The sequence below is a fragment of the Streptomyces ficellus genome (assembly GCF_009739905.1).
Lineage (GTDB): Bacteria > Actinomycetota > Actinomycetes > Streptomycetales > Streptomycetaceae > Streptomyces > Streptomyces ficellus_A.
Genome location: NZ_CP034279.1, coordinates 492,199 through 516,030, shown reverse-complemented (window position 1 = coordinate 516,030; position 23,832 = coordinate 492,199). Strand labels below are relative to the sequence as shown.

Annotated in this window: 15 protein-coding genes; 3 read left to right on the top strand and 12 right to left on the bottom strand. The window is 73.7% G+C overall.

Annotated elements, in window-relative coordinates:
• Nucleotides 1-42 precede the first annotated feature (42 nt).
• The 8 genes from EIZ62_RS02290 to EIZ62_RS02255 form a co-directional block, all read right to left on the bottom strand.
• Nucleotides 43-2,193, bottom strand: coding sequence for a hypothetical protein (locus EIZ62_RS02290; RefSeq protein WP_156691035.1), 2,151 nt, complete (start codon nt 2,191-2,193; stop codon nt 43-45).
• 454 nt (nt 2,194-2,647) lie between these two features.
• Complete coding sequence (locus EIZ62_RS02285; protein ID WP_156691034.1) at nt 2,648-3,187, bottom strand: hypothetical protein; 540 nt, start codon at nt 3,185-3,187, stop codon at nt 2,648-2,650.
• A gap of 284 nt (nt 3,188-3,471) precedes the next feature.
• Nucleotides 3,472-4,665, bottom strand: a complete 1,194-nt coding sequence (locus EIZ62_RS02280) for a PP2C family protein-serine/threonine phosphatase (RefSeq protein WP_156691033.1) — start codon at nt 4,663-4,665, stop codon at nt 3,472-3,474.
• 130 nt (nt 4,666-4,795) lie between these two features.
• Nucleotides 4,796-6,691, bottom strand: coding sequence for a CASTOR/POLLUX-related putative ion channel (locus EIZ62_RS02275; RefSeq protein ID WP_156691032.1), 1,896 nt, complete (start codon nt 6,689-6,691; stop codon nt 4,796-4,798).
• 64 nt (nt 6,692-6,755) lie between these two features.
• Complete coding sequence (locus EIZ62_RS02270; RefSeq protein WP_156691031.1) at nt 6,756-9,110, bottom strand: Orn/Lys/Arg family decarboxylase; 2,355 nt, start codon at nt 9,108-9,110, stop codon at nt 6,756-6,758.
• A gap of 148 nt (nt 9,111-9,258) precedes the next feature.
• Nucleotides 9,259-10,887: a SpoIIE family protein phosphatase gene (locus EIZ62_RS02265; protein WP_156691030.1), complete on the bottom strand. Its 1,629-nt coding sequence runs from the start codon at nt 10,885-10,887 to the stop codon at nt 9,259-9,261.
• 6 nt (nt 10,888-10,893) lie between these two features.
• Nucleotides 10,894-11,472, bottom strand: a complete 579-nt coding sequence (locus EIZ62_RS02260) for a methanogen output domain 1-containing protein (protein WP_208827737.1) — start codon at nt 11,470-11,472, stop codon at nt 10,894-10,896.
• Between the two features lie 187 nt (nt 11,473-11,659).
• Nucleotides 11,660-13,333 (bottom strand): sigma-70 family RNA polymerase sigma factor, encoded by a 1,674-nt coding sequence (locus EIZ62_RS02255; RefSeq protein WP_156691028.1) that lies wholly within the window; start codon nt 13,331-13,333, stop codon nt 11,660-11,662.
• Between the two features lie 192 nt (nt 13,334-13,525).
• Here EIZ62_RS02255 and EIZ62_RS02250 point away from each other — a divergent pair, with 192 nt between their 5' ends.
• Nucleotides 13,526-14,326 (top strand): DUF1206 domain-containing protein, encoded by an 801-nt coding sequence (locus EIZ62_RS02250; protein WP_425281790.1) that lies wholly within the window; start codon nt 13,526-13,528, stop codon nt 14,324-14,326.
• Between the two features lie 87 nt (nt 14,327-14,413).
• Here the strand turns inward: EIZ62_RS02250 and EIZ62_RS02245 are convergent, their stop codons facing one another.
• The 3 genes from EIZ62_RS02245 to EIZ62_RS02235 form a co-directional block, all read right to left on the bottom strand.
• On the bottom strand, nt 14,414-16,219 hold the full coding sequence (locus EIZ62_RS02245) for a S8 family peptidase (protein ID WP_208827735.1): 1,806 nt from the start codon (nt 16,217-16,219) through the stop codon (nt 14,414-14,416).
• Nucleotides 16,220-16,421: 202 nt separating this feature from the next.
• Nucleotides 16,422-17,003, bottom strand: a complete 582-nt coding sequence (locus tag EIZ62_RS02240; protein ID WP_156691026.1) for an antibiotic biosynthesis monooxygenase — start codon at nt 17,001-17,003, stop codon at nt 16,422-16,424.
• Between the two features lie 96 nt (nt 17,004-17,099).
• Complete coding sequence (locus EIZ62_RS02235) at nt 17,100-18,119, bottom strand: ketopantoate reductase family protein (RefSeq protein WP_156691025.1); 1,020 nt, start codon at nt 18,117-18,119, stop codon at nt 17,100-17,102.
• A 133-nt stretch (nt 18,120-18,252) separates the two neighbouring features.
• On the opposite strand from EIZ62_RS02235, the gene EIZ62_RS02230 reads away from it, so the two are divergent.
• Entirely contained in the window at nt 18,253-20,109 is a 1,857-nt protein-coding gene (locus tag EIZ62_RS02230) for a glycoside hydrolase family 15 protein (RefSeq protein ID WP_156691024.1), read from the top strand.
• Nucleotides 20,110-20,124: 15 nt separating this feature from the next.
• Complete coding sequence (locus tag EIZ62_RS02225) at nt 20,125-21,507, top strand: glucose-6-phosphate dehydrogenase (protein ID WP_156691023.1); 1,383 nt, start codon at nt 20,125-20,127, stop codon at nt 21,505-21,507.
• A 28-nt stretch (nt 21,508-21,535) separates the two neighbouring features.
• On the opposite strand, the gene EIZ62_RS02220 is transcribed toward EIZ62_RS02225, so the two are convergent.
• Nucleotides 21,536-23,809 carry an FUSC family protein gene (locus EIZ62_RS02220; RefSeq protein WP_156691022.1) on the bottom strand — a complete coding sequence of 758 codons (2,274 nt, stop codon included), beginning with the start codon at nt 23,807-23,809 and terminating at the stop codon, nt 21,536-21,538.
• Nucleotides 23,810-23,832 lie beyond the last annotated feature (23 nt).

Here is a 23,832-nt window from a genome sequence, read left to right as displayed (position 1 = left end):
GGGGGCCGGGCGGGGAGTGGGTGGGGCGGGGAGCGCGGCGGGTCAGCCCTGCGGGCCGGGCGGCACCGGCCGGGTGACCCCCGGGGGCACCGGGGTGTGCGGTGCCTTCCGGTACGGGGCCGGTGCCGGGGTCCGCGCGGCGCCAGTGTCGGCCGTGTCCGCGCCGGTGGCGGAACCGGGCAGCGCGAGGGTCATCGGGCCGCTCCCGGGGCCGGCGACCCGGCCCGAGGTGGTGCCGGCGTACGGCTCGCCGAAGGCGGTGGCGCCGTGGACGGTGCCGGCCGGCATGGTGGCGGCGACGGGCAGCCCCGCGGGGGCCTCCACCGTCACCGTGTCACCCACGCGGTAGGCGGTGACGTCGCCGTCCCGGACCGCGGTCCGCCAGGCCGCGCGGTCGCGCAGCTCGGCCCCGATGGCGCTCATCGGCAGGTTCACCAGGGGGGTGTTGGCGGCGTGGAGGGCGGCGTACCGGTCCAGCACCCCGTCGAGGACGGGGTAGGCGATGCGGTCCTCGGCCAGGTTGGACTGGTGGATGAAGTGCGGGCGGGGGTCGCCGGACAGGACGTGCCCGAGCGCGACCCGCGTCTCGAGCGGCACGATGTGACCGGTGTAGCCGGTCGCGGCGTCCAGCGGCTCGTCGAGACAGGTGGTGGTGGCCAGTTCCTCGCACAGGCCGCTGCCGCCCTGCGCCCGGCTGGTGTAGATCCAGTTGTACTCGTCGACCTGCTCGGCGACCCGGCCCGCGTTGTAGAAGATGTTCACCGGGTGGCGGGCGACGGTCAGGGCGGAGCCCACCTGCCGCTGCCCGGGGTCGCGGGAGTTGTCGGCCCCGAGCCAGGCGATGCCGTTGGCGGTGAGCGACGGTGCCAGGTGGGGGTTGTCCTCGGGCTGCTGCGGGAGCAGCCTGAGCCCCGAGTGCTCGCCGGTGATCAGTTCGCCGTCGCGCAGCGGCAGTCCGGCCCGCTCGGCCCACCTGCGGTTGCCGGCGATCTGGTGGTCGATCTCGGCGCGGCTCACGTACCGGGTGGCGCCCGCCGCGTCGGTGGCGCACTTCCACGGGACGCTGCTGACGTCCTGCTCGCACCCCAGGTAGGGGTGGTCGTAGGTGTGGTTGATCCAGCGGAACGCGTCGCGGTCGGCGACGAGCCGGTCGGCGGCGGGATCGCTGCCGCCGTGCTCCTCGCGGTGCTCCACGCTGCCGCCGCCGTTGAACGCCATGTCGAGGGTGAACCCGTGGTCGCGCGACCACCGGGCCGCGTGCTCGACGTCCGCGGCGGTCATCCGGATCGGGTCCGGGGCCCCGGTGCCGGGCGCGCAGTCCACGTCGCCGGGCGTGCAGTTCAGCGTGGTGTCCCAGCGGTCGTCGGCCGCGAAGACGTCGTCCACGTGCACGGCGAAGTAGTTGCGCGAGGTGCCGAGCCTGGTCTCCTGGGTCATCCAGTCGACGATCCCCCGCGCCAGGAGCCGGAACTGCTGCTGGTGCTGGTTGTAGGCGAAGGTGACCACCAGCTCCCGGCGGCCGTCGTGGCGGTACTCGCCGACCAGGACGCCCCGGGTCTGCCGGCCGGGCATCGGCGCCTCGACGTAGGGCGTGAAGTCGGCCCCGGCGACCGGCCGGGACAGGAACGCGTAACTCTCGCTGACCGTGGGTGAGTTGTCCTCGAACGGCACGGCGCCGTCGAGGTACCCGAACGGCCCCGACCGGCCCGCCGCGGTCACCTCGGCGCGCACCCCGTCCACGGTGCCGAGGTAGCCGCCGTTCACCGGGTAGGCCAGCCCGTTCTGCGGTCTCGCGTAGGTGTAGGCGTCGACCTGGGGGACGGCGTAGGTCCTCTCGTACGAGACGAGCGCGGCCATCTCGCCCGAACCGGCCGCGAACGGGGCGTCGTTGGGCAGCACTACCGCCTGGAACTTCGCCCGCGGCCGGCCGTCGACGGTGTCGGCCAGGAACGCCGCGTCGATCACGGGCCGGTCCGCACGGGTGAGGTCCACCAGCGTGTACGGGGTCCCGGCGCCGTCGAGCTCGGCGGCGATCGCCGCGGTGGCCGGCCCGCCGTCCGTGACGACCAGGACCCGCAGGTCGACGCGCGGCGCCGGGTCCGCCGCCGCGGTGGTCGCCGGTATGGCCGGGGACCCGAGCCCGAGTAACAGCGCGCCCATGGTGAGCGCGGTCGTGCGCAGCGTCCGCTTCATGCGGTGATGTCCCTCCCCGGAAGGGCGGCCCGCCTCTCCCCGGCGGACGCACCCCACCCCCCAGCCTCCCGGCCGCGCCTCGCCGAGGCGGCGCCGATCGGCTCCAACGCGTCACATAGTGCGGCCTGTGTGGAGGATCCGTGCGCACGATGTGGAACATGACGGAAAAGCGCAGGTGCCGGACCGGGTGGGAGACGGTTCCCGGGGCCGCTCGAAGGGCTGTGCGGAAGGGCCTCTCCGCACGGTCCCGGCGGAGTGCGGCGCTGGTGCGGCGCGGCGGAAATCGCTTGCGGCCGGCCGCGCGGCGGCCCTGCCGGAGGCGCCCGGCCGGCCCGTGCGAAGCCCCGGGGGCCGCTGCCGGTTTTCGGCCACACGACGAGGCGGCCGGCCGCACCCGGGTGCGGCCGGCCGCCTGCGGGCCGGGGGACGGGATCCTGCGAGAAGGGGGGGTCGGTCAGCTGGTGGCGGGCGCGCAGACGACCCGCGTCTCGGGCGTGTTGAACACCCCGTCCTTGGTGGCCTGGCCGCCGTTGTACTCGTAGTAGAGGTACGAGTAGAAGCCGATGTTCCCGTTGCAGCCGGAGTCGGCGGCGATCTGGACGGACAGCGTCACCGTCCGGGTCGCGCCCGGCGCCAGCGGGATGGCGTAGTTCATGCCCACGCTCGTGGTGCCGGTCCCCGAGCAGGTCACGCCGTCGGCGGTGCAGGAGGTGAACGCGTACTTCAGGTCCTTGCGCTGGGTGGTGAGCCACGTCGGCTGCACCGACTGGTAGACGAACCAGATGTCCGTCTCCTGGTTGTTGGTGAACGTCATCGTGAAGTTGACCGTGGACCCCGGCGTGACGCTCTGCTGGTCGGCCGTGAAGGTCAGGTCCGCGGCGGCGGCCCCGGTGTTCCCCTGCCCCGCCGCGGTCGCCGGCCCGCTCAGGCCGAGGGCGAAGGCGACGGTGAGCAGTGCGGTCAGGATCGCTTTGCTGAGGTGTGTGATGCGCATGGCGCGGGAGGCTAGGACACGCCCGCCGCGGCCGTCTGCCCCGTCCCGCCGGTGCGCGGGGCTCACCGGCTCGAACAGGACGCGGGTACCGGGGCGTCACCGGTGCGTCCGTCGGAGGGCCCGGCGGACGCATGTGCCCCGCGTGAGGGCCATACGGAGCCGAGGCCTCCGGCGACGGCACCCAGCGTGCCGACAATTTCTTCACACGGTGAAGGAATGGCGCATTCCGCCACCATCGCCTCACCCCCCCGCTCCTACGAAGACCGTTGCTACGAAGACCTCTCCTACGAGGACCACGACTCCCGCCGCCCGGCGGCATCCGCGCCGTACCAGTCGAGGCACATCACCGTGGCGTCGTCCGGCAGACGGTCCTGACAGGCCGTACGCACCGCGCCCACCAGCGCGGTGACCGCCTCACGCGGGTGGAGCCACCGGGTGTCCCGGACGAGGGCCGGCAGGTCCACCGCCGACGCGGACCGCTCCTGCATGCCGTCCGTCAGCAGCACCAGCCGGTCACCGGGCCGCAACTCCAGCTCCTGGACCCGGTACGGGACCGGAGAGGGCACCCCGAAGGGCAGGTTCACCGCGAGGGCGAGCTCCTCCACCTCGCCGTCGCGCAGCCGCAGGGGGCGCGGATGGCCGGCGTTGACGAGCTGGACGCGTCCTTCGCCCAGGTCGACCCGGAGCAGCTGACCGGTGGCGATGCCACAGTCGTGGGCGACCAGGGCCCGGTGCGCCCGGCGGGCCTGCTCGGCGATCCCGCAGCCCGCCCGCCGGGCACCGCGCAGCGCCGCCACCAGGAGGGTGGCCAGCAGGGCGGACTCCGTGTCGTGCCCCATGGCGTCCGTGATGGACAGGTGCAGGGTGTCGCGGTCCAGCGCGTAGTCGTAGGTGTCGCCGCCGATGTCGTCGGCCGGCACCAGGCCACCGGCCACCGAGAACTGCGCCGCCTCGCAACACGAGGCCGACGGAAGCAGGTTGTGCTGGATCTCGGCCGCCAGGCTCGTCGGCGTCGTCCGTCTCCCCACGTGGTAGAGGTCGGTGAACCGGCGGTCCGTCACGATGATGTACGCCAGCGCCCGCGCCGCCTCGTGCACTTGCCGCAGCGTCGACTCGTCGGTGTACGGCAGCGTCATCTCCAGCACACCGATGCAGTCGCCCCGGTTGGTGACCGGCGCGACGACCCGCCGGGCGTTGTCGCCGTGCGGCTCCACGTGCAGGCGTTGTGACCGCAGCACCTTCTCGTACACACTGCCCCGCAGGCCGATGCGCGTGGTGCCCTCCCGCTCGGCCTCCGGCCCGTCGGCGATCGCCAGCCGGATGAGCTTCTCCCCGATGAGGTCTGCGAACAGGAAGGAGACGCACACCGCTTGGAAGCGCTTTTGAAGGTGGCGGGCGACGACGTCCACGGACTCCACCGGCGAGGCGTCGGCCGCCTCGGCCAGTACGTCCCCGATCCTCAGTGTTTCACCGTCCACAGCAGCCTCCTTTTCGCTGCCGCTACTTCTTCCCCCGGTTGTCGGGTTCGCACCTGGCAGTCGACGGTGGCGACGGACGACCACCCCGAGGAGTGAAGACCGCACCACGCGGAAGCCTCGTGGTGGCCGGTCAGCCCTCCGCCACGACGATCACCGCGTCCCCCGTCCCGAACCGCACCGGCACGCGCTTGTCCGGGTTGATCCGCACGCCGTGGGACGGACCCGTGGCCGCCTCGGCCCGCAGCCGGTAGCCGATGGCGCACTCCTGACGGCGGCGCGCGGACTCCACCACGGTGGCGAAGGAGACGTCACGGCCGGGCAGGACGTAGTCGGCCGCCGGCCGCAGGTGGATCGAGCTCCCGGTGGCGCTGAACAGTTCGTCGAACACACCGGCCAGGTGCCGGTTCTCCGCGATCTGCGTCATCAGCAGACTGATCAGCCGGCCGCTGACGATGAAGTCCGCGCCCTGCCGCACCGGTGCCAGCAGCCGGTTGCGGTCGTCGGTCATCTCCGTGATCACGGACAGCTCCCGCCCGGCGGCCTCCTCGACGGCGCGCAGGTGAAGCAGGGTGACCAGCGTCCGGTCGTCCGTCTCCGGACCGGCCTGCGCCGAACCCCCGTCGTCCGCGATGAGCATCACGCTGTCGTACGACGGCACGTCCAGGCCGCTCAGCGTCCGCCGCTCGGTGATGTCACCGTGGTGGAACGTCACCAGCAGGCGCACGCACCCGCCCACCGCGCTCACCGCCGAGCGCAGCGTCGCCGCGTCGCTCAGCGACACCACGTCCAGGGACGAGCCGGGCCGTACGTACTGGTCGAGCTGCTCGACGATCAGCGGGGCGCGGCGGTTCCAGCCGAGGAGCAGCAGCCGTTCCGCCGCCGGTGCGCGGGGTCCGGCCGCGACGATCGCGTCCTCGTCGACGGGCGGCACCGTGTCGGCCGGCACCGCGGTGTCGTCGTCCTCGGTGATGACCACGAGCCGGTCGCCGGCGCCGATGCGCACGTCGGGCGGCGGACTGAGGACGGTGTCCCCGCCGGCCCGGACCAGCCCCGCCACCGAGGTGGTCGCGAACGCGCTGAGCGCCTCGCCGAACGTACGGCCGGCGAGCCCGGCGGCGGGCACCAGATAGAACTCGTCACCCGCGAAGTCGAGCAACTCCCGGTAGACGAGCGACAGTCCCGGCTGTCGCGAGGTCTGGACCAGGAGCCGGGCGACGATGTCGTCGATGCTCAGGACGTGCCCGTGCGGGCCCGCGGCCAGGACCGCGGCCGTGTGGTGCCGGGGCTCGCGCACCGCGGCGACCACCACCCGGTCCTCCGCGCGCGGCACGGCCGCGTCCAGGGCGAGCAGCGTCTTCACCACATGACGGTCGCCGTCCGGGCCGCCGGGGGACAGCACCAGCACGGCCTTCGCGGTCCCGGGGCTCACCCGCGGCAGGACCGCCGGGTCGGTGGTGGCACCGCTGCGGCAGATCACCCGTGTGGTGCCCGTGTCACCGACGTGCGTCGCGATCTCGCCGTCCATGTGGGCCTTGTCCTCGTCGGCGAGCACGGCGACGGCCGCCCTGCGCTGATTGGCGTTGGCGGCGACCAGCTCCGCGACGACCGGGAACACCTGGTCGGACCAGCCGAGCAGCACCGTGTGCCGCTCCTCCAGGACCACCGACCGGCCCAGCCGCAAGGCCAGCAGGCGCTCGTTGAGCCCCGTGGTGATCAGGCTGACGAGCGCCGACACGAACAGCAGTGCCACGAGCGCCAGCAGGACCGACATCGCCACGTACACGGGCGGACCGACCTCGCCACCCAGCCTGAGCGTGCGGCCGACGCTCTGCCAGACGGCCGTCGCCCGCCCGGAGAAACCGGACGGAGCACCGCGGTCGGCCCAGACGAGCACCACACTGGCCGGAACCACGATCACCAGGCAGACCAGCGTCAGCCAGCCGATGAGCACGGGCGTGCCGTGGACCATCAGGTTGTCGAAGCGGTACCGCAGGCGTGACCACGGACCGGACGCGCGCCGCGCCATACAGACCCCCCAGAAAACACCGGACCGGGCAATCACCCCGGTCACGGACGGAACACCGGACGCGTCAGACCCGGGCCGGGCGGACGCACTCGATCAGGTAGTCACCGGTCTCGGCGTCCACGGTCACACCGTGCGCCTCGCTGTGGAAGCCGGGGAACGCCCGGTCGAACGCCTCCAGCGCGCCCAGGTAGCGCAGCAGCGGCCCGTCCGGCGCTCCGGTGGACTCGCCGGGCATCAGCACCGGGATGCCCGGCGGGGTCACCGTCACCATGGCGGCGGCGACCCGCATGGACGCCTCCCTGAGCGGGAGGCGTTCGGTACCGCCGCGGATCAGCTGTTGGTAGCAGGCCTGCGGCGGGGCGACCGGCTCGGGGAGCTGCTGGAACGCGGTGTCGAGCGCGGTGATCAGCCGGGCGCCGGTCAGGTGCTCGTGCATCTCCTGGCACAGGTCGCGCAGCGTGGTGCCGGCGTACCGGCGCGGATACCGCCCCACCAGGTCCGGCAGCACCCGGTCGAGGGGCGCGTCCGCGTCGTACAGCGCCTTGAAGTCCATCAGGGCGTCCATCAGCGTGCCCCACTTGCCCTTGGTGATGCCCATCGAGAACAGGACGAGCGTGGTGTAGCTGTCGGTCTTCTCCACGACGATGCCCCGCGTGGCGAGGTACGCGGTCAGCACGCGCGCCGGGATCCCCCACGGCGAGGTCTCCCCGGTGGCGGACACACCGGGGCAGGTCAGCGTCACCTTGATCGGGTCGAGCATGCAGTAGCCGTCGGTCAGATCACGGAAACCGTGCCAGGCGGCGCCCGGTTCGAGGTGCCAGCAGCCCGGTTCGCGGCGCAGCAGTGAGGCCGGGGCGTCGGCGAAGGCGACGCGCTCACCGGTGGCCGGGTCCGTGACGGTCTCCGGCTGCCAGACGCCGAAGAACCAGCCGGGCCGGTCCCCGGCGCCCGCGATGCGCCGTCCGGTGCGCACCACGGCCTGCCGGAAGCGGATGGCCTCGGTCACCGCCTCGTCGATCAGCCACTGCCCCTGCGGACCGTCCATCATCGCGGTCGCCACGTCGAGGGACGCGATGGCCGGATAGAGCGGCGAGGTGGTGCCGTGCATCATGAACGCCTCGTTGAACCGTTCGTGCACCACGGGGGCCCGCGGCGCCGACCTGACGTGCACCATCGCGGTCTGCGACAGGGCGGCCAGCAGTTTGTGCGTCGACTGGGTGGAGAACACGGTGGGCCGCTCCGGGCCCGGGAGCGTGTCCGGGCCGACCGCCATCCCGTAGCGCCCCGCGTACAGGGGATGGAAGCGGGCGTAGGCGAACCACGCCTCGTCGAAGTGCAGGCGCGGAGTGCTCGGCGCGAGGGCCCGGGCGGCTGCGACGGTGTCGTAACACAGGCCGTCGTACGTCGAGTTGGTGAGCACCGCGTACTGGGCCTCGCGCGAGACCGCCCCGGCCGCCAGCGGGTTGGCCGCGATCCGGGCGGCGACCGCCGAGGAACCGGTCTCCGCCGGCGGCAGCGGACCCGCCAGGCCGTAACCGTTGCGCGTCGGCACCAGGTACACGGGGCGGGCGCCGGAGATCACCAGGCCGTGCAGGACGGACTTGTGGCAGTTGCGGTCCACCAGGGCGATCTCGTCGGTGGTGACGCTGTAGTGGCCCACCATGCGGTCGGCGGTGGAGTCGCCGTGCAGGACGAAGTAGGTGCGGTCGGCGCCGAAGACGCGGGCGGCGTTGCGTTCGGCCTCGCCGATCGGCCCGCTGTGCTCGAACAGCGACCCCAGTTCCCCCACCGAGATGGACAGGTCGCTGCGGAAGAGCCGCTCGCCGAAGTAGTCGAAGAACGCCCGCCCGGCGGCGGACTTGAGGAACGCGACACCTCCCGAGTGCGCGGGGGTGTGCCACGAGTACTGGTGCGCGTCGTCGAAGCGGCGCAGCGCCTTGAAGAACGGCGGCAGGATGTCCTGGTGGTAGGCGCGGGCGGCGGTCACGACCCGCCCGGCGATGAAGGCGGCGGTGTCCTCCAGCGGCCAGATGTAGCCGACCACCGTCTCGGAGACCCACAGCGGCAGCCGTTCCAGGTCCTGGTCGGCGTCGTCGGCCATGAGCAGGAAGACGGGCAGGTTCTTGAACCGCCGTCCGATGTGGCGCAGGACGTCCGCCCCGCCGGCCACCTCGCCGTCCGCCCCGTCGCCCTTCCCGGCGGCGGCACCGGTGCCGCGCGGCAGGTCCCAGGCGACGACGGCAGCCGCCAGACCCGACTCCGTGTGGAGGGTGGCGCGCGCCTCCTGGGCACTGGCGGCCCACCGCGGCTCCAGCCCCTGGTTCGCCAGCTCCTTGCCGATCCGGCGCAGCTGCTCGGTGCTGACCCCACCGCCCAGAGGGTTCTCCCGCAGTGCCAGCAGAACGGTGCCGTTCGCCATTGCGTCCGCCTTCCCTGATCCGTGGGCCCAGCGGCCCCGCGGCACAGTCTCGCGGCGGAACGAGCGGAATCGGCGATCTTCGGCCCACGCTTCACCCGCAGGGGGCACCGGACCGGCCGGCAGACGCGGACCGCCCGCCCGGCGGGGCTCAGCCCTCGGGGGCGGCCTCAGCCTCGGGGCCCTCCCCGGACGGGTCCTCCCCGGACGGGTCCTCCTCCGGGAAACGGACGACGAGGAGGGCCTGGTCGTCGGGCATGTCCGTGTCCGGCTGCTCGTGCAGCAGCAGGTCGCACGTGCCCTGCGCGTCGAGCGCGGCCGCGGTGGAGGCCGTACGGGCGAGGCGGTCCAGCCCGACGTCCAGGCTCTCGCCCCGGCGCTCGATGAGGCCGTCGGTGTAGAACACGAGCGTGGCGCCCGCCGGGACGGTGATCTCCGCCTGCGGGTACCGGGTGAACGGCACCGGGCCGAGCGGTGGGGCGAGCCCGCTCATCAGGTACTCGGTGGTGCCGTCGCGCCGGATCAGCAGCGGCGGCGGGTGTCCCGCACGGGTGTAGCGCAGCGTACGGGTGCTGCGGTGGTAGGTGGCGTAGCAGGCGGTGGCCATCAGCCCGTCGTGGTACGTGCCCAGGTAGTCGTTGAGCTCCGCCATCACCGCCGGGAGGTTCTCCCGGTGCCGCCGGGACAGGCCGCGTAGCACCGTGCTGATCTGCGCCATCGCCGTCGCCTCGGTGATGCCGTGGCCGGCCACGTCCCCGATGGTGAAGCCGATGGTGTCCTGGCTGAGCAGGTGGACGTCGTACCAGTCGCCGCCCACGTCCACCATGTGGGTACCGGGGGCGTAGCCGCTGGCGATGTCCAGACCGTCGATCTCCGGCAGGCGCGGCAGCAGGCTGCGCTGGAGCCGAACGGCCAGGCGGTGTTCGTGCTCGAACAGACCGGCGCGGCGTACCGCCTGGGCGATCTGCTGGGCGATGGCGACGGTGTGGTCGGGGTCCGGGTCCGCCCCGGGCAGGTAGTGGATCACCAGGCTGCCCAGGGTCACGCCCTCCGCCTCCAGCGGCACGCGCCGCGCCGCCTCCGGCAGCGACCCGGTGGGGGAGGGGCCGCCGGGCAGCTGGTCCAGATCGGTCCAGGCGGCGGTCGTGACCGGAAGCGTGTCGGTGGGCGCCAGCGACGGCACGATGCGGCGGGGGTGCAGCTCCAGGGTCACCCCGGCCGCGTCCAGGGCCTGCGGCGCGCACTTGTGCACCGCCTCGCACACGTCGGTGAGGTTCGCGCTGGCGGCCAGCGCGGCCGTCAGACGGTACAGGCGCTGCATCCGGGCGCGCGCCTCGGTCTCGCTGCGCAGCATGCGGTCCCGCTGCTCGGCGATCGCCCGGCGGTAGGCCATCTGCTGGTTCATGAGACTGACCCGCTGGCTGAGCGCCACGAAGCGGTCGCTGACGTCCAGCCGCGACAGGTGGATCTGTACGGCCGGCTCGGAGCCCTGCCACCAGGTGGCGCGGGCCCCGTGGCACCGCAGCCGGATCGGACGGCCCTCACCGTCGTGCGCGGTCATCACGCCCGGGAGCGGCGAGCCGCTGCGCAGCCACTGCCTCAGCCGCTGCGCCACGTCGTCGGCGTCGGCCACCAGCCCGAGCAGGTCGGCACCGGGACGGAGCGTGTCCATCGTCCGGTGCGTCGCGGGGTTGACGGCCAGGATCCTGCCCGAGGCGGCGACGACCACGACCGCGTGCGGCAGGAGCTTGGCCACGGCGTGGAAGCCGGCCAGGTCCATCTCGGTTCAGTCCTCTGCCGGCGCCGGCGTCGTGGGGGCGGCGGTAGGGGCTTCCGCCTTCCGCGAGTCGCCGAAGTACTCGCGGCCGGGCTCGTCGTGCTCGTCGATCTCGAGGTCGGGGGTGAGGTGGACGACGACCCGGCAGCCGGAGCTGCCGCGGGCGATCGTCTCCTCCAGCTCCACGCGCGCGTAGCCGAGGTTCTGGGCGGCGATGGTGCCGAACATGTTCGACGTCATCATGCACATCGACTCCCGGCCCTCCACCTTCTCGGCGAACGGGCAGCTGCGGCTGCCCAGGACGATCTTCTCCTCGTCCTGGGAGATCAGGTAGAAGTCGCCCCTGATGCGCTGCTTGAGGTCGACCAGGACGTCGGCCACCTGCTCGCGGGTGAGCCGCGGCACACCGAGGGCCGCGGTGTAGGACGCGTTGATCTGGGTGCCGACCGACTGGCCGACCAGGCTGATGTAGCCGGACGCCTCCTCCAGGCCGACCACCGTCTCCAGGGACGTCGCCAGCTCCCGGACGAGCCCGCGCATGAAGACGTCACGGTCCAGCCCCACGTCCGCTTCCCTCGCCGGTCTCACGTGCCCGCTCCCTTCCTCCCTCGTGATGGGCACCGCGCGGTCTGCCGCCGCAGGGTCGTCGGCGAGGTGCGGTGACCATCTACCCCGTCGTCCGAGGATAAGCCCCTCCTCTTCCCCGGTTGAAGCCTCGGCCCGGAGCCCCCCGATCGGGGCACGGCGATCAACGGCCGTGCCCGTCGTCGCCCGGTCAGCCGCGTGCGCCGAAAACCTGTGTCCACCACGGGCCGCCCTGCCCCTGGTGGACGCCGAGGCCGATCTCCTTGAACGAGCAGTTGAGGATGTTGGCACGGTGGCCCGGGCTGTTCATCCAGGACTCCATCACCGAGGCGGCGCTCTGCTGGCCCCTCGCTATGTTCTCGCCGTACGTCGACCACTGGTACCCCGCGGCGGTGACCCGGTCGCCCGGGTCCGTGCCGTCCGGGCTCGTGTGGTCGAAGTAGCCGCGGGCCGCCATGTCCTCGGAGTGCCGCTGGGCGGCCGTGTCCAGCTGCCCGTTCTGGCTCACCGGACCGCAGCCGTTGTCCGCCCGCTCCGAGTTGACCAGCGCGGTCACCTGCTCCGCGAACGACCCCCCCGAGGGCGCCTGCGGCCGCTCGGGCCGCGGGGCGGAACGCTCCCGTGACGGGGACGCCTCCGGCCGCGGCTCGGCCGTCTTCCGGCTGGGCGTCGCCTTCGGCTTCGGCTTCTTGGACGGCGACGCCGACGGCGAGGGGCTCTTCGACGCGGACGGTGACGGCGAGGCCGACGGCCGCGCGCTCGGCCGGGCCGGCGCGGACGGTGTCGCGAGCGCCGCGCGGGAGGGTTCCGTCGCCGTCTGCGTACGCAGCTCCCGGCTGCCCTCCTCGGGCCCGAGGAGCTGCCAGCCGGCCACCCCGCCGCCCGCCACCAGCAGCGCCGCCGCGGCGGCCGCCCCGCGTCGCTGCCGCCGGCGCCGGGCGTGGCGCTCCTGCCGCCGGACGCCCGGACCGCTCCCGCCCCCGCGCCCGGCACCGCCCGCGGCCACCCCGGCGGGCACCGACCCGTGCGCGCCCGGGACCGCCGACCCGGCACCCGCCAGGACGAACGTGTCGCCCGCGCCGGCCGCGAGCCCCGCACCCGCTCCCGCGAGCGCGGCCCCCACGGGCACCAGCCCCAGACCGACCAGCAGCCCCTCGGCGGGGACCAGCCCCGCACCATGACCGGAACACACCGTGCAATCACGGGCGTGCCGGGCGATCCGCTTGCGCCAGAGCGCCGACGGCAGCCCGTCCCACCCCGCCACCGCGTCGTCCAGCAGCACACACCGCGGCACCGCCGCCAGCGCCCGGACCACGATCCGCGCGGTCTCCAGCTGCGCCTTCATCCGCTGTACGCGCACGGCCGTGTGCTGCGGCGTGAGCTCCAGAGCCTCGGCCACCTCCGTCCGGCTCAGCTCGCCCGCCGCCTCCAGCCACCACAGCGACAGCAGCTCCCGGTCGTCGTCCTCCAGCCACCGGGTGGCCTCGGCCGCCTCGCGCCGCTGCCCCGACAGTCCCAGCCGCAGGATCGTGAGGTCCACGAAGTCGGCGCCCGGATCCGCCGGCTCCTCCCCGGCGTACGAGTCACCCGCCAGGGTGGGGACCGACCGGTGGTCACGTATCCGGTTCATGGTGATCGCCACCAGCCAGGACCGGAACCGGTCCGGATCGCGCAGCGAACCGAGGCCGCCGAGCGCCCGGATCATCGTCTCCTGCACCACGTCGTCCACATCGGCGTGCCCGCTCAGCGCCCGCCCGACGATGTTGTAGACGAGCGGCAGGTAGGCCGCCACCAGCTCGTCCTGCGCCCGCTGGTCCCCGGCCTGCGCCGCCCTGACCAGCCGTGCCTCGTCTGTCTGGCTCACTTCTCGGCTCCTTCCTCCCGCGGACGACGATCCGCCCGACACCTGGGAGACCGGCCGCCGGGCCGGTGATAACGGAAACAGCGAAAAAACAATGGCAACCTTCGAGAACCCGCACCCCACAGGTCCCACTGCCGGGCGGCCGCCCGGTTTCCCGTCCGCCGCGCAGGGCAACGGGGCAGGGGAGGTGCCGTGGTGAGCATACGGAACAAGGCAAACGGCAAAAGCGGCAGAACCGTCGTAGAGGTGGCAGGTCGGTGGGGATTCGCCGCACGGGGTGTGATTTATCTCCTCGTCGGCTTCCTGGCCCTGCGGATCGCCTTCGGAGACGGCGGCGAACAGGCCGACAAGGGCGGTGCCCTCGCCGAGGTCGCCGCCAAACCCATGGGATCGGTGCTCCTGTGGCTGCTCGGCATCGGCCTGGTGGGCATGGCCCTGTGGCAGCTCACCGAGGCGCTGTGGGGGAACAAGACGACCCGGCGACTGCTCTCGGCCGGCCGCGCCGTCTTCTACGCCGTGGCCGCCTGGTCGGTGTTCACGTTCGCCGGCGGTGACCACAGCGGCGGCGGCGGACAGAGCGACCGGCAGTCCGACGACCTGACGGCTCGCGCGCTGGAACTGCCCGCCGGGCAGTGGCTGGTGGCGGCCGCCGGGATCGGCATCGCCGTCGCGGGCGCCGTCGGTGCCGTGCAGGCAATCCGGCGCAGCTACCACAAACATCTGAAACTGGGCGAGATGAGCACCCGGGCCCGTCAGGCCGTCGACGTCGCCGGAGTGGGCGGCGGTGTGGCCCGCGGCCTGGTCTTCATGGTGGCCGGCGGGTTCGCGCTGCGAGCCGCGATCACGTACCGGCCCAGCGAGGCGAAGGGCGTCGACGACACCATCCGCTCCTTCGCCGACACCCCGGCCGGCCCCTGGCTGCTCGTGGCCGTCGCACTGGGGCTCGCGCTGTACGGGCTGTTCTCGTTCGCCATGGCGAGGTGGCGCCGGGTGTGAACGCCGCGGCCGTGCCGCCCCGCGACCGACGCGGGGCGGCACGGCCATGAACGGCGGTGCCCGGAGGGACGAAAGCCCTCAGAACATTCAGAAGGTCAGGTTCCAGGCGTCGATCTTCCCGGTGTCCTGCCGCGCGATGTCCCGCACCCGGAGCTTCCAGGTGCCGTTCGCCACCTCCGCGGAGGCGTCGACCGTGTACGCCTTGCGCACGTTGTCCGTACCGTCGTTGTCGGCGAAGTCCTCCAGCGGGTACACCGTGCCGTCGGGCGCCACCAGCGAGACGACCAGGTCACCGCGGTACGTGTGCGCGATGTCGACGCCCACCTTCAGGGCGGCCGGCGCGTTGCCCGTCACACCCGAGACGGTGATCGGGCTGTCCACGGTCGCGTTGTCCGCGATCGTCACGTCCGTGGTGGTCTCGAAGTACCCGCCGGGAGGCGGCGTCGTCCCACCGACCGCCTTCAGGGCGTCGGTCTGACCCTCGCCGAAGAACCCGTTCCTGGCGGTGGTACCCGTGCACCGGCTGTCGGCCGGGCACGCCACGTCCACAGCCTGGACGCCGAGCCGGGACCGGATGTCGGCCGGGGTGGCCGTGGGGTCGGCGCTCGCCATCAGCGCGGCGACGCCCGCGACGTGCGGCGACGCCATCGACGTACCGTTCATGTTGCCGTACTTGCCGCCGGGCAGGGTGGAGTAGACGCCGGAGGCACCGTCACCGCCCGGGGCGGCGATGTCGACGACGCCGTTGCCGTAGTTGGAGTACGACGCCTTGACGTTGCCCTTGCCCATGGCGGCGACCGTCACGACGCCGGGCAGCTCGGTCGGAATGTCCAGGCAGGCGTTGGTGATCGGGCGCCTGACCGGAGTGGAGTCGTTGGGGCTCTCCGTGTCGACCGTCTTGTTCGCCAGGTCGAGGTTGGAGTTGCCGGCCGCCGCGACCTGCAGCGAACCCCGCCTCTCGGCGTACTCCTGCGCCCTGCGGACACCCTCGATGATGGCGGCCTGGTCGGCGTTGTCCGGGCAGTTGAACTGCCACGGGTCCGTGTAATAGCTGTTGTTGGTGACCTTGAAGCCGTGGTCACCGGCCCACATGAAGCCGCAGATCGTGTTCTCCGCGAAGAACAGGCTGCTGCCCGGTTCGGCGATGCGGACCGAGGAGATCTTCACCCCGGGCGCCACACCGACCACGCCCTTGCCGTTCTTGGCGGCCGCGATCGTCCCGGCCACGTGCGTCCCGTGCGTACCGACGTCCCGCCACGCGCCCGCGCGGGTGTCGGCCTTGCCGTAGGCGCAGGAGGCGGAGTCCGCCGCGTTGAAGTTCGGCGCGATGTCCTGGTGCCGGTCGTCCACGCCCGTGTCGAGCACACCGACCTTGACCGTCGCGGAACCGGGGTTCACCGCCCACGCCTTGTCGGCGTTGATCTGGGTCATGTCCCAGCGCAGGCTCTCCGCCGGCGGGTTCGACGCCTGGGGCGGGTTCGCCGGGAGGGCGGGGTCGTACGCGTCGGCCGGCACGTCCGACGTACGCGTCGCACCGACCTGCTGCACTCCGGAAACCCCGCGCATCGCGGAGGCGAAGCCGGCCGAGGCCGAGTGGGCGACGATCACGCCGATCGCGTCGTAGGCGGCGAACACCGAACCGCCGTTGGCGGTCACGGCCGCCCGCACGGCGGAGGTGTCACCGGGCGAGGTGATCACGAGGTGGGCCCGGGTGCCCGCGACCCACGCGGCGGCCGACGCCGGCGCGACGGCCGGTGCGGGCACGGGGGTGGCGGCGTCCGGCGCGCTGCCGAGGGCCGCGGCCGGAGTGACGAGGGCGAGGGTCGAGCCGAGTACGGCCGCGGCGGCCGTGAGCGATCTCGCCGGGTGCCAACGGGATATGTGACGTATCAACGCGTCCTCCGAGTCCCGGCGTGCTGGTCGGGCAGCCGGGCCGAGTGTGTAGGGGGCGAACGCAAGATGTCAGACGGAGAAACCACGGAGAAAGAGGGGAAACCCTTGCTGCCCCCACCACGCGCCACGAGGGTTCACCGACCGGCCGCCCGCACCGAAGCCGCCACCGGATCCGGCTCCGCGGCCCGGGCAGGGGCGTCCCCTACGCCCGCGGTCCGCGGAGCCAACCCCGCAGCAGGCGGCTGACCGCGGGCATCGCCGCGTACGTCATCAGGACGTTGAAGACGCAGGCGATCACCGCACTGCTCACGACCGGGTGCAGGCCGGTCAGGTGCGGGACGAGGACATAGCTGCCCGCCAGGGAGATCGGGTAGATCGCCAGCGTGGCGCTGATCGCCATCTTCCACCGCGGGGGCGCCGGCGTCACCGCGCCCGGCTCGGCGAACCACGTCTCCATCCCGGTGAGTTCCCGCCGCGCCACCTCGATGTGGTGGTGCCCCTCGCAGGCGGCGAACCAGGCCGCCCTCTCCGGGGACTCCTGCCAGCGGCGGCACGCCTCGGCGTCCCGGAACCGGTGGATCAGGAACCAGGGCGCGCCGTCGGCGGACGGCCGGAACAGGCCGTGGCCCAGGTGACCGGGGAACCCCGCCGCGGTCGCGAGGATGCCCCGCGCCCAGCGCTCGAAGACGGCCTCGTGTCCCGGCTCGACCTGCCGCGCGATCAGCAGGGTCACCTCGCCGGTGTCGGCGGGTACGGTCCTGTGCTCAAGGCTCACCGCAGTCACGTGCTCTCCCGATGCTCGTGCCGCGCCCAGGAGCACTGTACGGTGCCGGACCCCCCGCGCGCCCAAAGCCCCCGGGGGCCCCGGGGGCCCCGGGGGCTACCCCGGGGGTTGACCGGCGGTGCGGGCGGTGGCCTCGTCCGCGAGGGCCGTGAGGTCCTCGACGGACATCGCACCCGGCGGCAGGCCCTTGCGCGCGAAGATGTTCGCCGCGTGCCGCAGGACGTCGTTGACCGGGGTCGCGACCCCGTGCAGCCGCCCGAGCAGCGAGATCTCGCCGTTCAGGTAGTCCGCCTCGATCGATCCCGTCCCCCGGGCCAGGCTCTGCCAGGACGAGCCACCCCGCACCTCCGCCGGCTGCTCGGCCTTGCCGTCGCGGGCCTCCGCCTCCTCGGCGGCGGAGGCGTACGCGATGCCCGCCGCCGCGTACACCGCCTCCGCCTCGCGGACCGCCCGCCCCAAAAGAGCCCGTTTCGCGGGCGCGGCCTCCGGGCCGGTGGTGGCCTGGATCGCGTTGCCCAGATTGGACAGCAGCTTGGCGTACTTCCAGCGCATCACGTCGTCGACGACCGGCGCCCCGAAGCCCGCGGCGGTCAGGTCCGCCGCCACCGCCCGGCACAACGCGTCACTGCCACCCGCGGCGAGCCCGAGGTGCAGGACGCCGGTCAGCGGGGCGCAGAGCGCCGACACGATGCCCGGCCGCAGGAACGTCGACGGCAGCCAGACGCACACGCCGTGGACGCGGGAGAACCGCCGCAGCGCGATCCGCTCGCCCTCCACACCGTTCTGCAGGCAGAACACCGGCAGGCGCTGGGCCGCCGTGCCGCCGCCCGCCACCTCCGCGTCGCCCCACGCGTCCAGGGCGGCGACCGCTCCTTGCGTCTTCACGGTGAGCAGCAGGACGTCGTCCCGCCGCAGACGGCCCGCGTCCGCCGGGCCGGTGACGACCGGCAGCCGGTGGACCCGCGTCCCCTCCGCCGTGGTGAGCCGCAGTCCGTCCGCCCGCAGGGCCTGTGCGTGCTCGCCCCGCGCGACCAGGACGACCTCCTTGCCCGCCTGCGCGAGCCGCCCGCCGATGGTGGCGCCGACCGCGCCCGCGCCGATGATGATGTACCGCATGGGCTGAGCCTCGCACACCGGCCGCCCGCCCCGCACCCAGCGCCTGGCCTGCGGGAAGGCGTCTCGGGGCGACGGGAGGACCGGCGAGGCGGATAGTGGGGGGAGACGGCCACGCACCACACGAGGAGCCCATGTGGAGCGTTACCCTCCCATAGCCGACCACGGTCTCGTGGGCGACCTGCAGACCGCCGCGGTCATCTCGTCCGAAGGCGTCGTCGACTGGTTCGCGGCGCCGCGGTTCGACTCACCCGCCCTCTTCGCGGCCCTCCTGGACCACGACCGCGGCGGGTTCTTCGAGATCGCCCCGGACCACCCCAGCGGCACCTGCAAGCAGTTGTACTACCCCAACACGGCCGTGCTGGTGACCCGTTTCATGTCGCCCGACGGTGTGGGCGAACTGCTCGACTGGATGCCCCCGTCCCCGGGCGGCGCGGCGACCGACCGGCACGTCCTGGTACGGATGCTGCGCTGCATGCGCGGCACCGTCCGCTTCCGGCTGCGCTGCGCGCCCCGCTTCGACTTCGCCCGCGCCCCGCACACCCTGCACGTCGACGGCGACCACGCCACCTTCCGCAGCCCCGGCACGGCCGCGCACCTGCGCGCCACGTTCCCCCTGGAGCGAGGCCCCGGCGGCGCCACCGGCGACGACGCCTACGGCACCATCCACCTGAGCGCGGGACAGAAGGCCGGAGCCGCCCTGACGGTGTGCCGGCCCGACGGCGCGCCCCCCGGCCCCATCGACGTACCGGGGCTGGAGGACGAACTGAACGACGCGGTGAGGTTCTGGCAGCGGTGGATCCACACCACCCACTACCGGGGCCGGTGGCCGGACATGGTGCACCGCGCCGCCATCACCCTCAAGCTCCTCACCTACGCGCCCACGGGCGCGCCCGTCGCCGCCGCCACCCTCGGGCTCCCCGAGCAGGTCGGCGGGGAACGCAACTGGGACTACCGCTACACCTGGATACGGGACGGCTCCCTGTCCGTACGGGCGCTGCTGGACCTGGGGTTCGTCGAGGAGGCGACCGCGTTCACCGACTGGCTCACCGCCCGGCTGACCGAGAGCCCGTCGGGACCCGGCCCGGGCGGCGGGGGACGCGACCGCGAACCGCTCCAGATCATGTACCGGGTCGACGGCGATCCGGACCTTCCCGAAGAGGTGCTCGACCACTTCGAGGGCTACCGCGGCTCGGCCCCCGTCCGCGTCGGCAACGCCGCCATGGACCAGCTCCAGCTCGACATCTACGGCGAGGCGCTCTACGCCCTCGCCCAGGGCCGGGGCGGCGGCACACGGCCGCACCACCGCAGCTGGAAGGCGATCGCCGAGGTGCTGGACCGGCTGGCGAACTCCTGGGACCGCCCCGACGACGGCATCTGGGAGACCCGCGGCGGGCGGCAGGACTTCACCTTCAGCCGCGTCATGTGCTGGGTCGCCCTGGACCGGGGGCTGGGCCTCGCCACCGAGTTCTCCCGCCCCGCGGACCTGGTCCGCTGGCGGACCACGCGCGACGCCATCTTCGCCCAGATCATGGACAGGGGCTGGTCGTCCGCGCGCGGCGGACTGGCACAGCACTACGGCGGCGACGTCCTGGACGCCTCCCTCCTGCTCACCCCGCGCGTCGGGTTCCTGTCACCCACCGACCCTGAGTGGCTGGGCACCCTCGACGCGATCGAGGAGAACCTGGTGTCCGACAGCCTGGTCTACCGCTACGACCCCGCCGCCTCGCCCGACGGACTGCGCGGCTGCGAGGGCACGTTCAGCCTGTGCAGCTTCCTCCGGGTCGACGCCCTCGCCCGCGCCGGACGACTGGAGAAGGCCCGGTTCGCCTTCGAGAAGATGTTCACCTACGCCAACCACGTCGGGCTCTTCGCCGAGGAGATCGGCCCCACCGGCGAACAACTGGGCAACTTCCCCCAGGCCTTCACCCACCTCTCGCTCATCATGGCCGCCACGACCCTCGACGACGCCCTGGACCGTCGGCACTTCTGACCTCCTGGAGGCAGCATGACAACGGAACGCGTGGACGCACTCGTCATCTTCGGGGCGACCGGCGATCTCGCGAAGCTGGAGACCTTCCCCGCGCTGGTCGGGCTGTGTGAACGCGGTGTCCTCGACATGCCGGTCATCGGTGTGGCGACCGGCGGCTGGGACCTGGAGCGGTTCCGCGACTACGCCAGGGCCTCGCTCGAACACAACGGCATCCCCGCCGACGGCGCCGGGGCGGAGAAACTGCTCGGACTGCTGCGGTACGTGGACGGCGACCTCACCCAGGACACCACCTACCAGGCGCTCGACCGCGAACTGGGCGACAGGGGACGGGTCCTGTACTACCTGGAGGTGCCCCCCGCCCTGTTCGGCCGGATCGCGCGGGGCATCGCCGCCGTGGGCCGCGCCGACCACGCCCGCATCATGGTCGAGAAGCCCTTCGGCACCGACCTGAAGAGCGCCCGGGAGCTCAACGCGACCATGCACGAGGTGTTCCCCGAGGAAGCCGTGTTCCGCGTCGACCACTGGCTCGGCCTGGAGCAGATGGAGAACCTGATGTTCGCCCGCTTCGCGAACTCGGTGCTCGAACCCCTCCTCGACCGCGACCACGTGCGGAGCATCCAGATCACCATGGCGGAGGCCTTCGGCGTCGACGACCGCGGCCGCTTCTACGACCGTACCGGAGCGGTCCGCGACGTCCTCCAGAACCACCTGCTGGAGCTGCTCGCCACGGTCACCGCCGACCCGCCCGACGGCCCGGGGCTGGCCGAGTGGCAGGACTCCCGCGCCCGCGTCATCACCGCGCTGCGCCCGCTGGACCCGGCGGACGTGCTGCTGGGGCAGTACGACGGCTACCTGGACGTGCCGGGGGTCGCACCCGGCAGCCGCACCGAGACCTACGTCGCCGCCCGCTTCCACCTCGACTCCTGGCGGTGGGCCGGCGTACCGGTCCTCATCCGGGCCGGCAAGCGGCTGCCCGTGAGCGCCAGCGAGGTGTGGGTCACCTTCCACGGACCGCCGAGGGACATCTTCGGCCTCGGCTCGTCGGCCGGCGCCAACACCCTGCGCGTCCAGGTGCGGCCCGAGAGCGTCCTGACGCTCACGCTGGTCGGCAAGCGGCCGGGCGCGGGCTGGCAGGCCCAGAGCGAGCCGCTGTCCTTCAGCGAGCGCCCCGAGCACGACATGCGACCCTACGACCGGCTGATCGGAGCGGCCCTGGACGGGCAGCGCTGGCTGTTCGCCCCCCAGGACACCGTGGAGGCCGCCTGGCGCGCCGTCGACCCCGCCCTCGCACCCGGCCTGCCCGTCCACACGTACGCGCCCGGCAGTTGGGGCCCGTCGCAGGCGGCGGACTTCCCCGGAGCCGGGGAGACGTGGCACGACCCGGTCCCGGGGACGTGAACGCGCCGCCCGCGGGGGGCCGGGACGGTCAGGAGGGCGCCGGGCCGGCGGGGGAGAGGTGCCGGGTGATCCGGTCGGCGTCCGTGGCGAGCGTCTCCAGCCAGCTCGCCGTGTCGAAGTACAGCGACAGCGTGGCCATCCCGACGTCGTCGCACTCCTCGGAGAGGGCCGGGCCCGCCGCCGGGTGACACCGGCCGCCCGGACCCGTCCCGTCGTACGCCCGCTTCCCCTCGATCGACGCGGCGATCCGCTCGTACCGGGCGCCGAGCAGGTCGGCGTACCCGGCGATCCGCGCGGCCGGGGCGGCGCCCAGCGGTGACGGCTCCTCCCGGCGCAGCCGCCGCAGCCGCTGCGCGCCCCGCAGCACGTGGTGGCCCGTCATCAGAGCGGCCTGCCAGTCCAGCTGCCGCTCGTGCGGCGAGGGCGGCTCGCTCTGCCGCTGGGCGAACGCCGACTCCGCGAGCGTGAGGGAGTGCCGGAGCGCCTCGACGTGGTCCCGGCCGCCCGGGCGGTCCCGGTCCGCGTGCCCGTCGTCACCCACCGCCCGCGCCGTCTCCCGGACGGTGGCCGCCGCCGCCCGCAGCATCCGCGCCAGGGAGCGCAGCAGTTCGCCCCGGGCGCCCCTGGGCCAGGCGACGAGCCCCAGGACCAGCCCGATCACACTGCCGGTGAGGACGTCCAGGACCCGCACCTCCGCGAGCTGCCAGGTGGCCCGCCCGAGCTGGGCGAACACCACCGACACGACCACCGTGAACATGCCCTGGGCCCAGCCCGCCCCGCGCGTCGGGCCCATCACGAACGCCACCAGCATGACGAACGGGAGCACCACCGCGTACCCCAGCGTGTCGGCCCCGAGCACCACCAGCAGCAGGCCCGCCACCAGCGCCCCGGCCAGGGTGCCCGTCAGCGCCGCCGCCACCGTCGAGCGCGTCTGGTGCACCGTGGTGCGCGTCAGCGACAGCGCGGCCAGCGTCGCCCAGAAGCCGTGCGGCAAGGAGTCCAGACCGGCCACCGTGCGCGCCACGGCCAGCGCCAGCGCCAGCCGGACGGCGTTCTGGAAGTACACCGAGTGGACGCTGAAATGGCCCCGCACCCGGATGACCCACAGGTACGCCGAGCCGTGCGCCGCGTACCAGAACGTGCCGTCCGAGGCCCGGGCCCCGGCGGCGACCGCCCGGCGTTCCCGGCGGCCCGCCACCGCCAGCGACGCGGCCCGCGACAGGGCGAGCGCGACCGCGGCGGTGCCCGTCAGCGCGGCGCGGCGGCGCAGCCGCTCGGGCCCGGGGCGGTCGGCGCCGGGCCCGGACGCGGAACCGCCCGGCGGTCCGGGGGGCACGGTCCGCGCCCGGCGGAGGCACTCCACGGCGGCCTCGTACCCGGGCGAGGCGCCGGCGGGCTCGCCGCGCAGCAGCCGGGCGGTGTGGCCCGCGACCTCCCGCACCGCCGCGATCACCCGGGCGCTCCGCTCACTGGGCGGACCGCCCCCGGGAGGCGGGGGCAGCGCCGCGAGGCGGTCCAGCAGCATCCGGGCGGTGAGCCCGGTGTGCGCCAGGGCCCGTTGGCGCAGGCCCGGCCCGCCCGGCCGTTCGGCCTCCGGCACGAGCGACGGGCGCAGGGCCTCCCCGGCGGCCGCCGCCCGTGCGCGCATGGCCGGTGCCACCGTCCAGGGCGGCCGGGCGGACTGTCCGGCGCAGCCGGCCGCCACCTCGCAGGCGTCCGCCGCCAGCGCCCGGTAGGACCGGGTCCGCGGATCGGGCAAGATCAGCGCCTCGGCCAGCACGAGCAGCACGAACCCGAGGGTGGTGCCGATCAGCCGCTGGTCCACGGTGTCCGGGGCGTACGGCGGGAAGCACGGCAGGATGTACAGGAGTTGCAGTCCGGGCGCCGCCCCGGCGAGGCGCGGCCCCGCCACCGCCGCGTAGGCGATCACGAACCCCAGCACCAGCATCCCGGCCACCGCCGTCCAGGTGCGTACCGCGAGGAACGTCCCCACGGTCACCAGCACCCACCCGGCCGGCAGCAGCGAGGCGACGACGGTGGCACGCTGACGTCCCGTGCCCGGGATCCGGGACAGCCCCGCCATCGCGACGACCGCGAACAGCGCGTACGTCCCGACGACCGGCAGGCCCCACCCGTACACGCAGGCGAAGAACCCGGCACACGACGCGACCGTGACGCGCACCGCGCGGCGCGCGGCGGTCGCCACGGGCGACGAGCCGTGCCGCAACGCGTCCGCCCGGCGCCGCAACCGCCCGGGACCGGCCCCGTCCGGGCCGCCCGCGGTCCTGCTGGCTGCTTCCATGGCACACCCGTCGACGAGGCCTC

Coding starts and splice junctions, on each gene's coding strand:
- EIZ62_RS02290 (WP_156691035.1), bottom strand. CDS start 2,193: ATGAAGCGGACGCTGCGCACGACCGCGCTCACCATGGGCGCGCTGTTA.
- EIZ62_RS02285 (WP_156691034.1), bottom strand. CDS start 3,187: ATGCGCATCACACACCTCAGCAAAGCGATCCTGACCGCACTGCTCACC.
- EIZ62_RS02275 (WP_156691032.1), bottom strand. CDS start 6,691: ATGGCGCGGCGCGCGTCCGGTCCGTGGTCACGCCTGCGGTACCGCTTC.
- EIZ62_RS02270 (WP_156691031.1), bottom strand. CDS start 9,110: ATGGCGAACGGCACCGTTCTGCTGGCACTGCGGGAGAACCCTCTGGGC.
- EIZ62_RS02265 (WP_156691030.1), bottom strand. CDS start 10,887: ATGGACCTGGCCGGCTTCCACGCCGTGGCCAAGCTCCTGCCGCACGCG.
- EIZ62_RS02235 (WP_156691025.1), bottom strand. CDS start 18,119: ATGCGGTACATCATCATCGGCGCGGGCGCGGTCGGCGCCACCATCGGC.
- EIZ62_RS02225 (WP_156691023.1), top strand. CDS start 20,125: ATGACAACGGAACGCGTGGACGCACTCGTCATCTTCGGGGCGACCGGC.
- EIZ62_RS02220 (WP_156691022.1), bottom strand. CDS start 23,809: ATGGAAGCAGCCAGCAGGACCGCGGGCGGCCCGGACGGGGCCGGTCCC.